Source organism: Kitasatospora sp. NBC_00070 (assembly GCF_045041205.1).
In the GTDB taxonomy this organism is placed as follows: Bacteria; Actinomycetota; Actinomycetes; order Streptomycetales; family Streptomycetaceae; genus Kitasatospora.
Genome location: NZ_CP108247.1, coordinates 5,259,777 through 5,273,262 on the forward strand (window position 1 = coordinate 5,259,777; position 13,486 = coordinate 5,273,262).

Below are 13,486 nucleotides of genomic sequence, written 5' to 3' on the forward strand. Positions count from 1 at the left end.
CGGCCCCGGACCGGGTCCCCCGTCCGGGTGTTCCCGGCGCGGGCGACCGCACGGTGCGTGATCGTTCCACTACGCTGTGCCGGTTGCTGCCGCCGACCAGCTTGGAGAATCCGGTGCCGCCCATTCTGGACGCCCGCCCGACCCCGCCGCCCGCCCGGCGCCACCGCCGGGGGATCGCCCTGGCGCTGCTCGCCACCCTGCCGACCTCGCTCCTCGCGCTCGGTGCGGCCACGCCGGCCCAGGCACAGCGCAGGATCGTCGGCGGCCAGGAGGTCAGCACCCAGCAACTGCCCTGGATGGTCGCGCTGGCGAGCCGCCAGCAGTTCGGCAACGCCCGCTCCGGCCAGTTCTGCGGCGCCGCGCTGGTCTCGCCGACCAAGGTGGTCACCGCCGCGCACTGCTTCTTCGACGAGAGCACCGGTCACCAGGTGAAGCGGCCCGGTCTGCGGGCGGTGATCGGCCGGGACGACCTGAGCGGCCGGGCCGGCCGCGAGGTCGAGGTGAAGGCGATCTGGGTGCACCCCGAGTACGACTTCTCCCGGAACCTGAACGACGTGGCGGTGCTCACGCTGGCCGAGACGCAGGGCGGCCGCCCGGCGATCGAGCTGGTCGGGCAGGGCGACAACGAGCCGTACGCACCGGGCACCCCGGCGACGGTCTACGGCTGGGGTGACACCAAGGGCAACGGGAGTTACTCCACGCGACTGCGTTCGGTCCAGGTGCCGATCGTCTCGGACGAGACCTGTGGCCACGCGTACTCGCACGGTGAGGACGGTGCCTACGACCCGCGCGTGATGGTCTGCGCGGGCGAGGAGAAGGGCGGCAAGGACGCCTGCCAGGGCGACAGCGGCGGCCCGCTGGTGGTGCACGGCAGGCTGGTCGGGCTGGTCTCCTGGGGCACCGGCTGCGCCGACCCGAGGTACCCCGGGGTCTACACCAGGGTGGCCGCGGTCTCTGACGCAGTACGCTCCGTGCTCTGACGGACACGCTCCGACACCTCGTCAGGTGACAGGGCGTCGGAGACGCGACGGAGCCGGACGGCCCGCCCCGCGAGGGGTGGGCCGCCCGGCTCCGTCGGTCAGCTCTGCGCGCTCGCCTGTGCGAGCGGCGAACTCAGCGTTCGTCCTCCGAGGCGTTGGTGCTCGGCTCCGTGAGGCGGCCGCTCTCGTCGTGTATCTCGGACGCGATCTTCTTGAGCTCGGGCTCGAACTTCCGCCCGTGGTGGGCGCAGAAGAGCAGCTCTCCGCCGCTCGCGAGTACGACGCGCAGGTAGGCCTGGGCGCCGCAGCGGTCGCAGCGGTCGGCCGCGGTGAGCGGGCTCGCAGGGGTCAGAACAGTAGTCACGTCGCCTCTTCTCTAGCTCGACGAGCTGTCGTACCAGGGTCAACATCCAACCAGGCCGAAAACGTTCCCGCTCGTGGCTTTTCTTCTCTGAGGATTCTGCTGTGTTGTTGCTGAGGACGTGCCCAAGGCGTCGGCGGTTCATGCCTGCCGAATCCCAGGACTCGCCATTTGGCTCGAACTCCCGATCGGTCGGGGGTCGAGGTCCGCGTAGCATAATCCTCTGCTGGGTTGGAGCATAAGCCCCGTCCCCGACACCGGTAGCCTGCATATCGCCTGTTCCACCGCCTGGTCCCCGGGCGACGGTCCTTCAGGACCCGTGGTGGCAGGAGGAGATGGCGCTCCGGTGACCCCGGATCCGGCGCAGACCTTGTTCGCGCAGCGCGTACAAGCTGCGCAGGCCGTCTCCGATGTGTCTCAGGCATTGGGAACACTGTGGGGCCGGCCGGGGAAGCACCGGGCCGGAAGTCAGACGAGTCAGAACGTCATTGAGGAGTGCACACCGAGTGAGCGCCGATCCGAACGCGTCGTCCGCCCTGCTGGCCGGAGACGACGGCTCCAACTACACCGCTCGGCACCTGCTCGTCCTGGAGGGGCTGGAGGCGGTCCGCAAGCGCCCCGGCATGTACATCGGCTCCACCGACAGCCGCGGCCTGATGCACTGCGTCTGGGAGATCATCGACAACGCGGTGGACGAGGCGCTCGGGGGCCACTGCGACCGGATCGAGGTGGTCCTGCACGAGGACGGCTCGGTCGAGGTCAAGGACAACGGCCGCGGCATCCCGGTCGACGTGGAGCCGAAGACCGGGCTCTCCGGGGTCGAGGTCGTGATGACCAAGCTGCACGCCGGCGGCAAGTTCGGCGGCGGCTCCTACGCCGCCTCCGGCGGCCTGCACGGCGTCGGCGCCTCGGTGGTCAACGCGCTCTCCGCGCGGCTGGACGTCGAGGTGGACCGGGGCGGCCACGTGCACGCGATCAGCTTCCGGCGCGGCACGCCGGGCATCTTCACCGAGCTCAGCCCGGACGCCCCGTTCGAGGCGGGCAGCGGGATGTCGAAGAAGGGCAAGGTCGCCAAGGGGAGGACCGGGACCAGGGTCCGCTACTGGGCCGACCGGCAGATCTTCCTCAAGGAGGCCAGGCTCTCGCTGGAGAACCTGCACGCCCGGGCCCGGCAGACCGCCTTCCTGGTCCCCGGCCTCACCATCATCGTGCGTGACGAGCGCCTGACGGAGAGTGAGAAGGTCCAGACCGAGACCTTCCGCTTCGACGGCGGGATCAGCGAGTTCTGCGAGTTCCTGGCGCCGGACAAGCCGGTCTGCGACGTGCTCCGGCTGCACGGCGAGGGCAGCTTCAAGGAGACCGTCCCGGTGCTGGACGCGCTCGGTCACATGACCCCGACCGAGGTCACCCGCGAGCTCGGGGTGGACATCGCGCTGCGCTGGGGCGCCGGCTACGACACCACGCTGCGCTCCTTCGTGAACATCATCGCCACCCCCAAGGGCGGCACCCACGTCACCGGCTTCGAGCGCTCGCTCGCCAAGACGGTCAACGAGGCGCTGCGCTCGGGCAAGTTGCTCCGGGTCGCCGAGGACGACATCACCAAGGACGACGCGACCGAGGGCCTGACCGCGGTGGTCACCGTCCGGCTGGCCGAGCCGCAGTTCGAGGGCCAGACCAAGGAGGTGCTCGGCACCTCGGCCGCCAACCGGATCGTCGCGGCGGTGGTGGCCAAGGAGCTGAAGGCCTTCCTCACCTCGGCCAAGAAGGACGAGAAGCTCCAGGCCCGCGCCGTGCTGGAGAAGGTGGTGGCGGCGGCCCGGACCCGGGTGGCGGCCCGTCAGCACAAGGAGGCGCAGCGCCGGAAGACCGCGCTGGAGACCTCCTCGCTGCCGGCCAAGCTGGCCGACTGCCGCAGCGACGACGTCGAGCGCAGCGAACTCTTCATCGTGGAGGGCGACTCGGCGCTCGGCACCGCCAAGCTGGCCCGCAACTCGGAGTTCCAGGCGCTGCTGCCGATCCGCGGCAAGATCCTGAACGTGCAGAAGGCGTCCGTCGCCGACATGCTCAAGAACGCCGAGTGCGCCTCGATCATCCAGGTGATAGGAGCCGGTTCGGGCCGGACCTTCGACATCGACCAGGCCCGCTACGGCCGGGTGATCTTCATGGCCGACGCCGACGTGGACGGGTCGCACATCCGCTGCCTGCTGCTGACGCTGTTCCAGCGCTACATGCGCCCGATGGTGGAGCAGGGCCGGGTGTTCGCCGCCGTCCCGCCGCTGCACCGGACGGAGCTGACCGCTCCCAAGCGCGGCCAGGAGAAGTACCACTACACCTACTCCGACGCCGAACTGCGTTCCACCCTGCTGGAGTTCCAGCGCAAGGGGATGCGCTGGAAGGAGCCGGTGCAGCGCTACAAGGGTCTCGGTGAGATGGACGCCGACCAGCTGGCGGAGACAACCATGGACCCGCGGCACCGCACCCTGCGGCGGATCAACCTGGGGGACCTGGAGCAGGCCGAGCGGGTCTTCGACCTGCTGATGGGCAACGACGTGGCGCCGCGCAAGGAGTTCATCGTCGACTCGGCGGCCACCATGGACCGTTCGCGGATCGACGCCTGACCCTGTTCGATCGCAGCTGAGCCCCCGTCGGTCGACGGGGGCTCACCTGTTTGAGTGAACGTATCTGCAAAGCCACCGCGAACGGCTCCGCGGGGGTTCCATGCTGGAGCGGTCCAGGTGACCGGAGGCTCGCCCTCCGGTGCCGATGCCGACCGTGGAGCAGCCGTGGCCCAACAGGAGATCGCACCCCAGCAGAGCGTGGGCCGGGCCGAGGTGTACCGGACGGTCCAGGAGAGCGACGCGTTCCAGCAGATCCGGCGCGGCTACCGGGGGTTCGTGTTCCCGGCCACGGCCGGCTTCCTCGGCTGGTACCTGCTCTACCTGGTGGCCCAGACCGCCGCCCCCGGCCTGATGAGGCAGCAGGTGGCCGGTCCGCTGAACGTGGCCTGGGTGTTCGGCCTGCTGCAGTTCTCCTCCACCTTCGTGCTCACCTGGCTCTACGCCAGGAACGCCCGGGCCGGCCGGGACGCGGCCGCCCTGGAGCTGCGCTGGGACACCCAGGACCAACTGCGGTGAACAGTGCCCGACACGGTCTGGCCGTGGTCCTGTTCGCCGTCATCGTGCTGGTCACCCTGGGCATCACGCTGTGGGCCGGCCGCCGGGGGCAGGCCGCCGAGGAGTTCTACACCGGCGGCCGGGAGTTCAGCCCGCTGCAGAACGGCCTGGCGCTCTCCGGCGACTACCTCTCGGCCGCCTCCTTCCTCGGCGTCACCGGCCTGATCGCGCTCTACGGCTACGACGGCGTGCTCTACAGCATCGGCTTCCTGGTCGCCTGGCTGGCGGTGCTGATGCTGGTCGCCGAGCTGGTCAGGAACGCGGGCCGCTACACGCTGGCCGACGTGCTGGCGCTGCGGATGCGCCAGCGGCCGGTCCGGGGCGCGGTGGGCAGTGCCAGCGTGGTGGTCACCCTGCTCTACCTGGTCGCGCAGATGGTCGGCGCGGGCAGCCTGGTGGCCCTGCTGCTCGGCACCGGGAACGGCTCGGCGAAGACCTGGGCGATCGTCGGGGTGGGTGCCCTGATGATCGTCTACGTCACGGTGGGCGGGATGAAGGCCACCACCTGGATCCAGATCGTCAAGGCCGTGCTGCTGGTGGCCGGTTCGGTGCTGCTCACGGGACTGGTGCTGGTCCGCTTCCACGGCGACCTGGCCGAGCTGATGCGGTCCGCCGCCCGGGGCAGCGGGGCGGGTGAGGCGTTCCTCCAGCCCGGTCTCAAGTACGGGACGGGGGCGGCCAGTCGGCTGGACTTCTTCTCGCTCGGGCTGGCCCTGGTGCTCGGCACCGCCGGGCTGCCGCACATCCTGTCCCGGTTCTACACCGTGCCGACCGCCCGGGCCGCCCGCCGCTCCACGATGTGGGCGATCGGGCTGATCGGCGGCTTCTACCTGATGGCCATCGTGCTCGGCCTCGGCGCCGCCGCCCTGGTCGGCAGCGCCGCCGTCCGGACCGCCAACCCGGCCGGGAACACGGCGGTCCCGCTGCTGGCCCAGGCGCTCGGCGGGGGAGCGGGCAGCATCGGCGGGGTGCTGCTGTTCGCGCTGATCTCGGCGATCGCCTTCGCCACCATCCTGGCGGTGGTCGCCGGGCTGACGCTGGCCTCCTCGGCCGCCTTCGCCCACGACCTGTTCGCCCGGGCCTGGCGCCGGGAGGGCGGGCGTCCGGTGACGGAGCGTCAGGAGGTGGTGGTGGCCCGGATCGCCGCCGTGGTGATCGGCGCGCTGGCCATCGTGCTCAGCCTGTACGCCCAGCGGCTGAACGTCGCCTTCCTGGTCGGCCTGGCCTTCGCGGTGGCCGCCTCGGCCAATCTGCCGACCCTGCTCTACTCGCTGTTCTGGCGCCGCTTCACCACCCGGGGCGCGGTCTGGTCGGTCTACGGCGGGCTGGTGCCGGCCGTGGTGCTGGTGCTGTTCTCCCCGGTGGTCTCCGGTTCGCCGACCGCGGTCTTCCCGGGGGCGGACTTCCACTGGTTCCCGCTGGAGAACCCGGGCCTGGTCTCCATCCCGCTCGGTTTCCTGGCCGGCTGGCTCGGCACCGTCACCTCCCGGGAGGCCGCCGACCCGGACAAGTACGCGGAGCTGGAGGTCCGCGCGCTCACCGGGGCGGGAGCGGCGTAGGCAGGACGTACCGGTGCTCGGGGCGGCCGGTGTCGCCGTAGCGCAGGCTCAGCCGGAGCCGGCCGTCGCGCTCCAGCTGCTTGAGGTAGCGCTGTGCGGTGGAGCGGCTCAGCCCGGTGTCGTCGGCCACCTCCTGGGCGGAGAGCGGGCGGCCGGCCCGGCGGAGCACGCCGAGCACCAGGTCGGTGGTGGGCGCCGAGTGGCCCTTGGGCAGGGTGCTCGGCGGGGCGGCGGCGCTGCGCAGGGTGGCGTACATCCGGTCCACCTCGTCCTGGCAGGTCTCCCGGGCGGCCGGTCCGGCCAGCGCGTGCCGCAGCTCGGCGTACGCGACCAGCTTCTCCCGCAGCCCGGCGAAGCTGAACGGTTTCACCAGGTACTGCAGGGCGCCGTGCTGCATCGCGGCGTGCACGGTGGAGACGTCCCGGGCGGCCGTCACCATCATCACGTCGCAGCCGATCCCGGCCGCCCGCATCCGGCGGACCAGGGCCAGGCCGGTCTCGTCCGGCAGGTGGTGGTCGAGCAGCACCAGGTCGACCGGGGTGCGCTCCAGCGCGGCCAGCGCCGCCCCGGCGCTGTGCGCCCGGCCGGTCACCCGGAAGCCGGGCACCTTGGCCACGTAGGCGGCGTGCACGTCGGCCACCCGGAAGTCGTCGTCCACCACGAGTACGTCGATCACGCGGTCACCGCCGGGTGCAGCGCCTCGGGCAGTTCGACACTGAAACGCGCTCCGCCGAGCGGCCCCTGATCGACCGTCACCTGCCCGCCGGACCGTTCCACCAGCCGGCGGACCAGGGCCAGGCCCAGGCCGCGCGGGCGGTGCGCGGGGGCGGTCTTGTCGGTCCAGCCCTCCTCGAAGATCGACTCCCGCAGCTCGACCGGCACGCCGGGGCCGCTGTCCGCGACCTCGATCAGCAGGGCGTCGCCGCAGACCCGCAGGCCGACCGCGACCACCCCGCCGGAGAGCACGTCCAGCGCGTTGTCGACCAGGTTGCCGAGCACCGTCACCAGCGCGCGCGGGTCGACCGCCGCGTCCGGCAGATGGCTGTCCGGGGTGATCTCCAGCCGGACGCCGCGCTCGGCCGCGACCGCCGCCTTGCCCGCCAACAGGGCCGCCACGTGCGGGTCCTGGACCTGCTCGGCGATCCCGGCGGCGACCGCCGCGTGCGAGCCCGACTGCTCGGAGATGAACTCGGCGGCCTGCCGGTGGCGGCCGAGCTCCAGCAGCCCGAGCAGCGTGTGCATCCGGTTGGCGTGCTCGTGGTCCTGCGCCCTGAGCGCCTCGGTCAGCGTCCGGGTGCTGTCCAACTCCCGCACCAGCGCCTCCAGTTCGGTCCGGTCCCGGAGGGTGATCACGGCGCCCTCGTGCTCGGTGGCCATCCGGTTCACCACCAGCACCCGGTCGTCCCGGACGGCGGGCAGGTCGGTGCCCTCGATCCGGCCGGTGAGCACCTCGGCCAGCCGGCCGGGCGGCAGCAGCTCGTCGATCGCCCGCCCGGTGCAGTCCGCCGGCAGGGCGAGCAGCCGGACCGCCTCGTCGTTGGCCAGCCGGACCCGGCCGCGCCGGTCGAGCGCGACCATGCCCTCCCGGATCGAGTGCAGCATCGCCTCCCGCTCGACCAGCAGGGCGGAGATGTCGGCGATCACGATGTTGTGGGTGCGCCGCTTCAGCCGCCGGGCCAGCACCAGGGTCGCCAGCAGCCCGGCCGCCAGGCCCGTACCAGCGCAGAACAGGATGCCCGCCACCATGCTGAGCAGCCGCCGCCGGATCGAGAGGTCGCTGATCCCGACCGACACCTCGCCGACGATCCGGCCGTCCGCCAGTCTCAGCGGCACCTTGCCCCGGGCCGTCCGGCCGAGCGTGCCCTGCTGGATCGCGGTCACGCTCTCCCCGCGCAGCGCGGGTTCCGGGTCGGTGCTGACCCGGAAGCCGATCTTCGACGGGTCGGTGTGCGAGAGCCGGATGCCGTCCAGATCGGTGACCACCACGAAGCTGGCGCCGGTGGCCAGCCGGATCTGCTCGGCGTTGCGCTGCGCGGCCACCTCGTCCCGATCGGCCGCGGCCCGGACGATCGCCTCGTCGGCGGCGGTGGACTGGGCGATCGACAGCGCCCGCTGCTTGGCGTCGTGGTCCAGCTCCCGGCTCACCGGGGCCAGGAACAGACCCGCCGTCACGGCGGTGACCCCGACCGTGACCACGGTCTGGCTCAGCAGCAGCTGGGCGAAGACCCGGCGCGGCCAGTGCGGGCGTCTCACGCGGGTCTCCTTCCTGACGGTTCGGGTGGGATCGACACCATATGTTTCCCCGGTGTTTCTGTCAGCCCCCGCTCCGCTGTTGTAGCGGAAGCAAAAGGAGCAGAACAGCCCTCAACGCCGGGAAGCCGCAGTACGCCCGCAAGGGTGCCGCCGTGACCCGCGCCACTCCTAACCTCCGGGGCAGACACAGACCCCGGCGACGGCGCCGGGAGCTCGGAGGTGGAGATGAGCGGGCTGACAGACACAGCCCCGGCGATCGAGTTGACCGGTGCGACCAAGCGGTTCAGGACGCCCTCGGGCACCCTGCACACCGCCGTCCGGGACCTCGATCTGACGGTGGCCCCGGGCGAGTTCGTCGCGGTGGTCGGCCCGACCGGCTGCGGCAAGTCCACCACGCTGACCCTGGTCAGCGGTCTGGAGGAGCCCACCGAGGGCGAGGTGCGGGTGCACGGCGAGCAGGTCGAGGGGATCAACGGCCAGGTCGGCTTCGTCTTCCAGCAGGACGCCGTCTTCCCCTGGCGGACGGTGCTCTCCAATGTGATGGCCGGCCCCCGGTTCCGCGGCGCCCCGGTGGCCGAGGCCCGTGAGCGGGCCCGCGACTGGCTGGCCCGGGTCGGTCTGGCCGCCTTCGAGGACCGCTACCCGCACCAGCTTTCCGGCGGCATGCGCAAGCGGGTCGCGCTCGCCCAGACCTTCGTCAACGACCCGAAGATCCTGCTGATGGACGAGCCCTTCTCGGCTCTCGACGTGCAGACCCGGGCCCTGATGTCCGATCAGCTGCTCGAACTCTGGGCGGGCACCGGCTCCTCGGTGGTCTTCGTCACCCACGACCTGGACGAGGCGATCGCGCTCGCCGACCGGGTGGTGGTCATGACGGCCGGCCCCGCCACCGTCAAGGAGATCTTCACCGTGGACCTGCCCCGGCCGCGCACCGTGGAGGCGGTCCGGCTGGAACCGCGCTTCGTCGAGCTCTACCGCGAGATCTGGGCGTCGCTGGGCGAAGAGGTCCGGATCACCCGGGAGAGAGGAGCGGGCAATGCCGCTTGAGACCGCTGCCGCCGCACCGGCCGCCGCACCCGTCGTCACCCGCACCGCCGCCCGCGAACGGGCCGCCCGGAACCGGAGGTTCACCGTGTACGGGGCCCGGGCCGGGGTCCTGGTCGCCTTCCTCGGCCTCTGGGAGCTGTGCGCCAGGACCGAGGTCATCGACCCGTTCAACTTCTCCCAGCCGTCCAGGATCTGGGCCCAGATCTGGCAGTGGGTCACCCACGGCACCGCCCAGGGCTCGCTCGGCGAGCAGATCGGCTACACCCTCTACGAGGCCCTCACCGGCTGGGTGATCGGGGTCACCGGCGGCGTCCTGCTGGGCATCGCGCTCGGCCGGATCCGCTTCCTGGCCGACGTGTTCGGCCCGTACATCAAGGTCCTGAACGCCATCCCGCGGATCGTGCTGGCCCCGATCTTCCTGATCTGGTTCGGTCTCGGCCCGGCCTCCAAGGTCGCCTCCGCCGTGGTGCTGGTCTTCTTCCCGGTCTTCTTCAACGCCTTCCAGGGGGCCCGCGAGGTGGACCGCAACCTGATCGCCAACGCCCGCATCCTCGGCGCGGACCAGCGCCGGCTCACCCTCCAGGTGGTCATCCCGGCCGCCACCACCTGGATCTTCACCAGCCTGCACGTCAGCTTCGGCTTCGCCCTGATCGGCGCCATCGTCGGCGAGTACATCGGCGCCACCAAGGGCCTTGGCCTGCTGGTCGCGGCCGCCCAGGGCACCTTCAACGCCGCCGGGGTGTACGCCGCGATGACCATCCTCGCGGTGGTCGCCCTGTTCACCGAGGGCCTGCTCACCTCCGCCGAGAAGCGGCTCTTCCGCTGGAAGCCCGCCGACTCCGGCGACGGCCGCTGACCCTCCCTCACCCACCCGCAGAGACAGGCAGATCCCCCATGCGCAGAACCGCCGCCGCAGCCCTCGCCGCCGCGCTGCTCCTCTTCCTCACCGCCTGTGCGAACGACGCCGCCTCCTCCACCCACGCCGAGGCCGGGCAGCAGGTCGAAGGACCCAAGGTCAAGATCATGGTCGGTGGCCTGGACAAGGTCATCTACCTGCCCGCGATGCTCACCCAGCGGCTCGGCCACTTCGCCCAGGCCGGCGTCAACGTCGAGCTGCTGACCGAACCGGCCGGCGTCAACGCCACCACCGCCCTGCTCGCCGGGGACGTCCAGGGCGCGGTCGGCTTCTACGACCACACCATCGACCTGCAGGCCAAGGGCAAGAACGTCGAGTCGGTGGTCCAGTTCTCGCAGGCCCCCGGTGAGGTCGAGGTGGTCTCCGCCAAGCAGGCCGACGCGATCAGGACCGGCGCGGACTTCAAGGGCAAGAAGCTCGGCGTCACCAGCGTCGGCTCCTCCACCGACTTCCTCACCAAGTACCTCGCCGTCAAGAACGGCGTCGCGGTCAGCGAGTTCAGCCCGATCGCGGTCGGCGCCGGGCAGACCTTCATCGCCGCCATGCAGCAGGGCAGCATCGACGCCGGCATGACCACCGACCCGACGGTGGCCACCATCCTGGCCAAGAACCTCGGCACCGTGCTCTACGACCTGCGCACCCCCGAAGGCTCCAAGGCCGCGCTCGGCGGGCTCTACCCGTCCTCCTCGCTCTACATGAACACCGACTGGGTCGAGAAGAACAAGGACACCGCCCAGAAGCTGGCGAACGCCTTCGTGAAGACCCTCAAGTGGATGTCCACCCACACCCCCGCCGAGATCGCCGCCCAGATGCCGGCCGACTACGCCCAGGGCGGTGCCGAGCAGTACGCCGAGGCGATCAAGGCCACCCTGCCGATGTTCACCACCGACGGCGTGATGCCCCCCGAGGGCCCGAAGACCGTGCTCGCCGTCCTCACCGCCTTCCACCCGGACGTCAAGGGCAAGGAAGCCTCGATCGACCTGGCGAGGACCTACACCACCGAGTTCGTCAGCAAGGCGGGCTGACCCCCGCTCAGCCCCGGTGCCGGCCGCTCCGGCGCCGGGGCTGTCGTTCGTCCGCATGACCACCACCACCGTCCTGGTCGACACGGCCGTGGCCGCCTCCGTGCTCGCCGGACTTCGGCTCGGCCCCCGGCTGCCGCGCCACGCGGTCCCGCCCGGAACCGGACGCACCGTCATCCCGGAGGTGCTGCTGACCGGGGTCGTCGGCCTGGTCTACCTCAACCAACTGCTCTGCGCCGCCTACCTGCTGCGGGTGCACGGCGGGGACGTCACGTTCGTCACCCGGTACCTGCCGCCGGGCTGGTTCGACCAGCCGGACGGCAACCCGCCGGTGCGGCTGATCGCCGACCACCTGCCCGCCCCGACGCTGTTCGGTCCCACCGTGCTCCGGGTCCAGGCCCTCCTGGAACTGCCGTTCGTCCTGCTCGCGTACGGCACCGTGCTGCGCCGGCTCAGCCCCGCGCTGTACCGGACGGTGCTCGGCTCCCGCCCGCTGGTGTGGTCGGCCGTGCTCTCCTACTCCGTGGTCTTCGGGGCGGTCGAATGGGGCCTGCACAACCCCTGGACCGGCCAGGACCTGGCGGTCCGAGCGGTCTCGGCGCTCCTCACCGCACCGCTGCTGACCGCCCTCGCCCGGCGCGATCGGGGTGCCGACCGGGAGCCCGGGGTGGCCGGACTGCTGCTCTTCGCCGCCTCGCTCTGGGCCGTCGGCCAACTCGTCATGGTGGTCTACGACACCGCGCTGCTCTACAACCTCGGCCACCTGGGCGCCCGTTGGCCCGAGCTGCTGCTCGCCCTGGCGGTGCTCGCGATCACCGCGCGGTGGCAGCCGGACCGCCCGGCCGGGGGCCCGAACCTGGCCGCTCTGGACGCGGTGCTGCGCCGGTCCCTGACGCTCTTCCTGGTGCCGGCGCTGGCGATCCGCTACAGCGCCGACTTCGGCACCCTGCTGCTCGCGGCGGCCGGGGCCCTGTCGGTCGGCGCGGTCGCCCTGTGGCACCGGCCGGTCCGGGACGCGCTGCTCCCGCTCGCCCTCGGCGGGGCGGCCGGACTGGCCGCCGCGTACCTGGCGGTGCGGCTGGTCCTCGACGTCTACTACGAGAGCGCCCTGCTGCGGGCGATGCTCGCCCTGCTCGTCGTGACGACGTCGGCCTGCGCCCTGGCCGACCGGCTCAGACCTGAGCCACGGTCAGCTCGCGCAGTGAACTGACGTCCATCCGGGCCGGGGTGGCCGGGCTCTTGCCACAGCTCTCCGCGCGGGGCGGCTCGCTGACCCCCTGCACCACCTCGGTCAGCCAACGGCGGCCGTCGGTGTGCCGGACCGTCACCGACCAGGTGGCTTCGGCGGTCTCCTGCTGAGTGAGGGTCAGCGCGTCGGCGGCCGTCTCCCCGGTCAGCACCCGAACGGCCTGCTCGGCGGCCTGGCCCGGCCGGTCCCAGTACGAGCGGCCGCGCGACCACTCCGTCACGGTGTGCCCGGCGGCGGTCGCCGCCAGCACCTCCTTGGCCCCCGTCGGCGTCAGCCGCCCGTACGCGTACCCGAACGGCAGCACCAGCATGGTGGGGGAGAACCGGTGCCCGCCCAGATGGGTGGCCTCCCACACCTCGGCATGCCCGGCCGCCGCCAGCTCGGCCGCCAACGGCCGACCCAGCAGCGCACAGCAGCGGTCCCGTCGGCCGTTGGTGCACACCAGCGCCAGCGGGTCGCCCCGGTGCTCGGCGCCGAAGCTGCCGTGCACGCCCGCGCCCAGCGCGGCGAAGTCGAGTGCGAGCAGTTCGGCCGGGTCGGTCACCGCCGTACGCCGCACCCAGGAGCCGCCCGGCGCCGTGTGCGCGACGATCACCTCGTGCCGGGCGGTCGGCAGGCAGTCCGCATGCCGCCCCGGACGCCGGATCAGCGCGACCCGCACCCCCGTACCCGCCGCGGCAGCGTCCAGCGCCCGCCCCACCCCGGCATCCAGGTGGCTCTCGGTCAGCGCCTTCGCGCCCCACGGCCCGGCCTGCTCCACCAGCAGCCAGGTCGCCGCCGTCGCCGCGGTGGCAGCCAGCGGCTCGGTCAGTTCGCGCGACAACGTTGCACAGGTGCTCACACAGGCAAGGCTACCTTCGGCCGCCATTCGCAGGCGCTTCAGCATCTACGGTCAGGGGCTCGGGGAACTGCGACGCCGACCTCGT

At 72.0% G+C, this 13,486-nt stretch carries 12 protein-coding genes; 8 read left to right on the forward strand and 4 right to left on the reverse strand.

The window, feature by feature from the left end:
- Window positions 1-113: 113 nt before the first annotated feature.
- A complete protein-coding gene (locus OHV05_RS24005; protein ID WP_405019478.1) occupies window positions 114-980 on the forward strand; it encodes a S1 family peptidase in 867 nt (288 codons plus the stop codon).
- A gap of 133 nt (window positions 981-1,113) precedes the next feature.
- Here OHV05_RS24005 and OHV05_RS24010 read toward each other — a convergent pair whose 3' ends face one another.
- Window positions 1,114-1,344: a hypothetical protein gene (locus OHV05_RS24010; protein WP_403041614.1), complete on the reverse strand. Its 231-nt coding sequence runs from the start codon at window positions 1,342-1,344 to the stop codon at window positions 1,114-1,116.
- A gap of 503 nt (window positions 1,345-1,847) precedes the next feature.
- Between OHV05_RS24010 and OHV05_RS24015 the strand changes: the two genes are divergently transcribed.
- The 3 genes from OHV05_RS24015 to OHV05_RS24025 all read left to right on the forward strand — a co-directional run bounded on the left by OHV05_RS24015 (window position 1,848) and on the right by OHV05_RS24025 (window position 6,073).
- Window positions 1,848-3,959, forward strand: a complete 2,112-nt coding sequence (locus tag OHV05_RS24015) for a type IIA DNA topoisomerase subunit B (protein ID WP_405019479.1) — start codon at window positions 1,848-1,850, stop codon at window positions 3,957-3,959.
- 165 nt (window positions 3,960-4,124) lie between these two features.
- A complete protein-coding gene (locus tag OHV05_RS24020) occupies window positions 4,125-4,475 on the forward strand; it encodes a DUF485 domain-containing protein (RefSeq protein ID WP_403041619.1) in 351 nt (116 codons plus the stop codon).
- Complete coding sequence (locus OHV05_RS24025) at window positions 4,472-6,073, forward strand: cation acetate symporter (RefSeq protein WP_405019480.1); 1,602 nt, start codon at window positions 4,472-4,474, stop codon at window positions 6,071-6,073. Before OHV05_RS24020 ends, OHV05_RS24025 begins: the two co-directional genes overlap by 4 nt.
- Here OHV05_RS24025 and OHV05_RS24030 read toward each other — a convergent pair.
- Together OHV05_RS24030 and OHV05_RS24035 are read right to left on the reverse strand one after the other, a co-directional pair.
- Window positions 6,051-6,749, reverse strand: coding sequence for a response regulator (locus tag OHV05_RS24030; protein WP_403041624.1), 699 nt, complete (start codon window positions 6,747-6,749; stop codon window positions 6,051-6,053). The genes OHV05_RS24025 and OHV05_RS24030 overlap by 23 nt on opposite strands.
- On the reverse strand, window positions 6,746-8,326 hold the full coding sequence (locus OHV05_RS24035; RefSeq protein ID WP_405019481.1) for an ATP-binding protein: 1,581 nt from the start codon (window positions 8,324-8,326) through the stop codon (window positions 6,746-6,748). Before OHV05_RS24035 ends, OHV05_RS24030 begins: the two co-directional genes overlap by 4 nt.
- 225 nt (window positions 8,327-8,551) lie before the next feature.
- Here OHV05_RS24035 and OHV05_RS24040 point away from each other — a divergent pair, with 225 nt between their 5' ends.
- From OHV05_RS24040 to OHV05_RS24055, 4 genes are read left to right on the forward strand one after another with little or no spacing between them, the layout of a single operon-like run.
- A complete protein-coding gene (locus OHV05_RS24040; protein ID WP_403041629.1) occupies window positions 8,552-9,373 on the forward strand; it encodes an ABC transporter ATP-binding protein in 822 nt (273 codons plus the stop codon).
- Window positions 9,363-10,229 carry an ABC transporter permease gene (locus tag OHV05_RS24045; protein WP_405019482.1) on the forward strand — a complete coding sequence of 289 codons (867 nt, stop codon included), beginning with the start codon at window positions 9,363-9,365 and terminating at the stop codon, window positions 10,227-10,229. The genes OHV05_RS24040 and OHV05_RS24045 overlap by 11 nt, the downstream gene beginning before the upstream one ends.
- Before the next feature lie 38 nt (window positions 10,230-10,267).
- Window positions 10,268-11,314, forward strand: coding sequence for an ABC transporter substrate-binding protein (locus tag OHV05_RS24050; protein WP_405019483.1), 1,047 nt, complete (start codon window positions 10,268-10,270; stop codon window positions 11,312-11,314).
- A gap of 55 nt (window positions 11,315-11,369) precedes the next feature.
- Entirely contained in the window at window positions 11,370-12,521 is a 1,152-nt protein-coding gene (locus OHV05_RS24055; RefSeq protein ID WP_405019484.1) for a hypothetical protein, read from the forward strand.
- Here the strand turns inward: OHV05_RS24055 and OHV05_RS24060 are convergent.
- Window positions 12,484-13,401: a sucrase ferredoxin gene (locus tag OHV05_RS24060; protein ID WP_405019485.1), complete on the reverse strand. Its 918-nt coding sequence runs from the start codon at window positions 13,399-13,401 to the stop codon at window positions 12,484-12,486. The genes OHV05_RS24055 and OHV05_RS24060 overlap by 38 nt on opposite strands.
- Between the last annotated feature and the right edge of the window lie 85 nt (window positions 13,402-13,486).

Excerpts from the sequence above, each read along its gene's own strand:
- OHV05_RS24040 (WP_403041629.1), top strand. The coding sequence starts at position 8,552 with ATGAGCGGGCTGACAGACACAGCCCCGGCGATCGAGTTGACCGGTGCG.
- OHV05_RS24045 (WP_405019482.1), top strand. The coding sequence starts at position 9,363 with ATGCCGCTTGAGACCGCTGCCGCCGCACCGGCCGCCGCACCCGTCGTC.
- OHV05_RS24050 (WP_405019483.1), top strand. The coding sequence starts at position 10,268 with ATGCGCAGAACCGCCGCCGCAGCCCTCGCCGCCGCGCTGCTCCTCTTC.
- OHV05_RS24055 (WP_405019484.1), top strand. The coding sequence starts at position 11,370 with ATGACCACCACCACCGTCCTGGTCGACACGGCCGTGGCCGCCTCCGTG.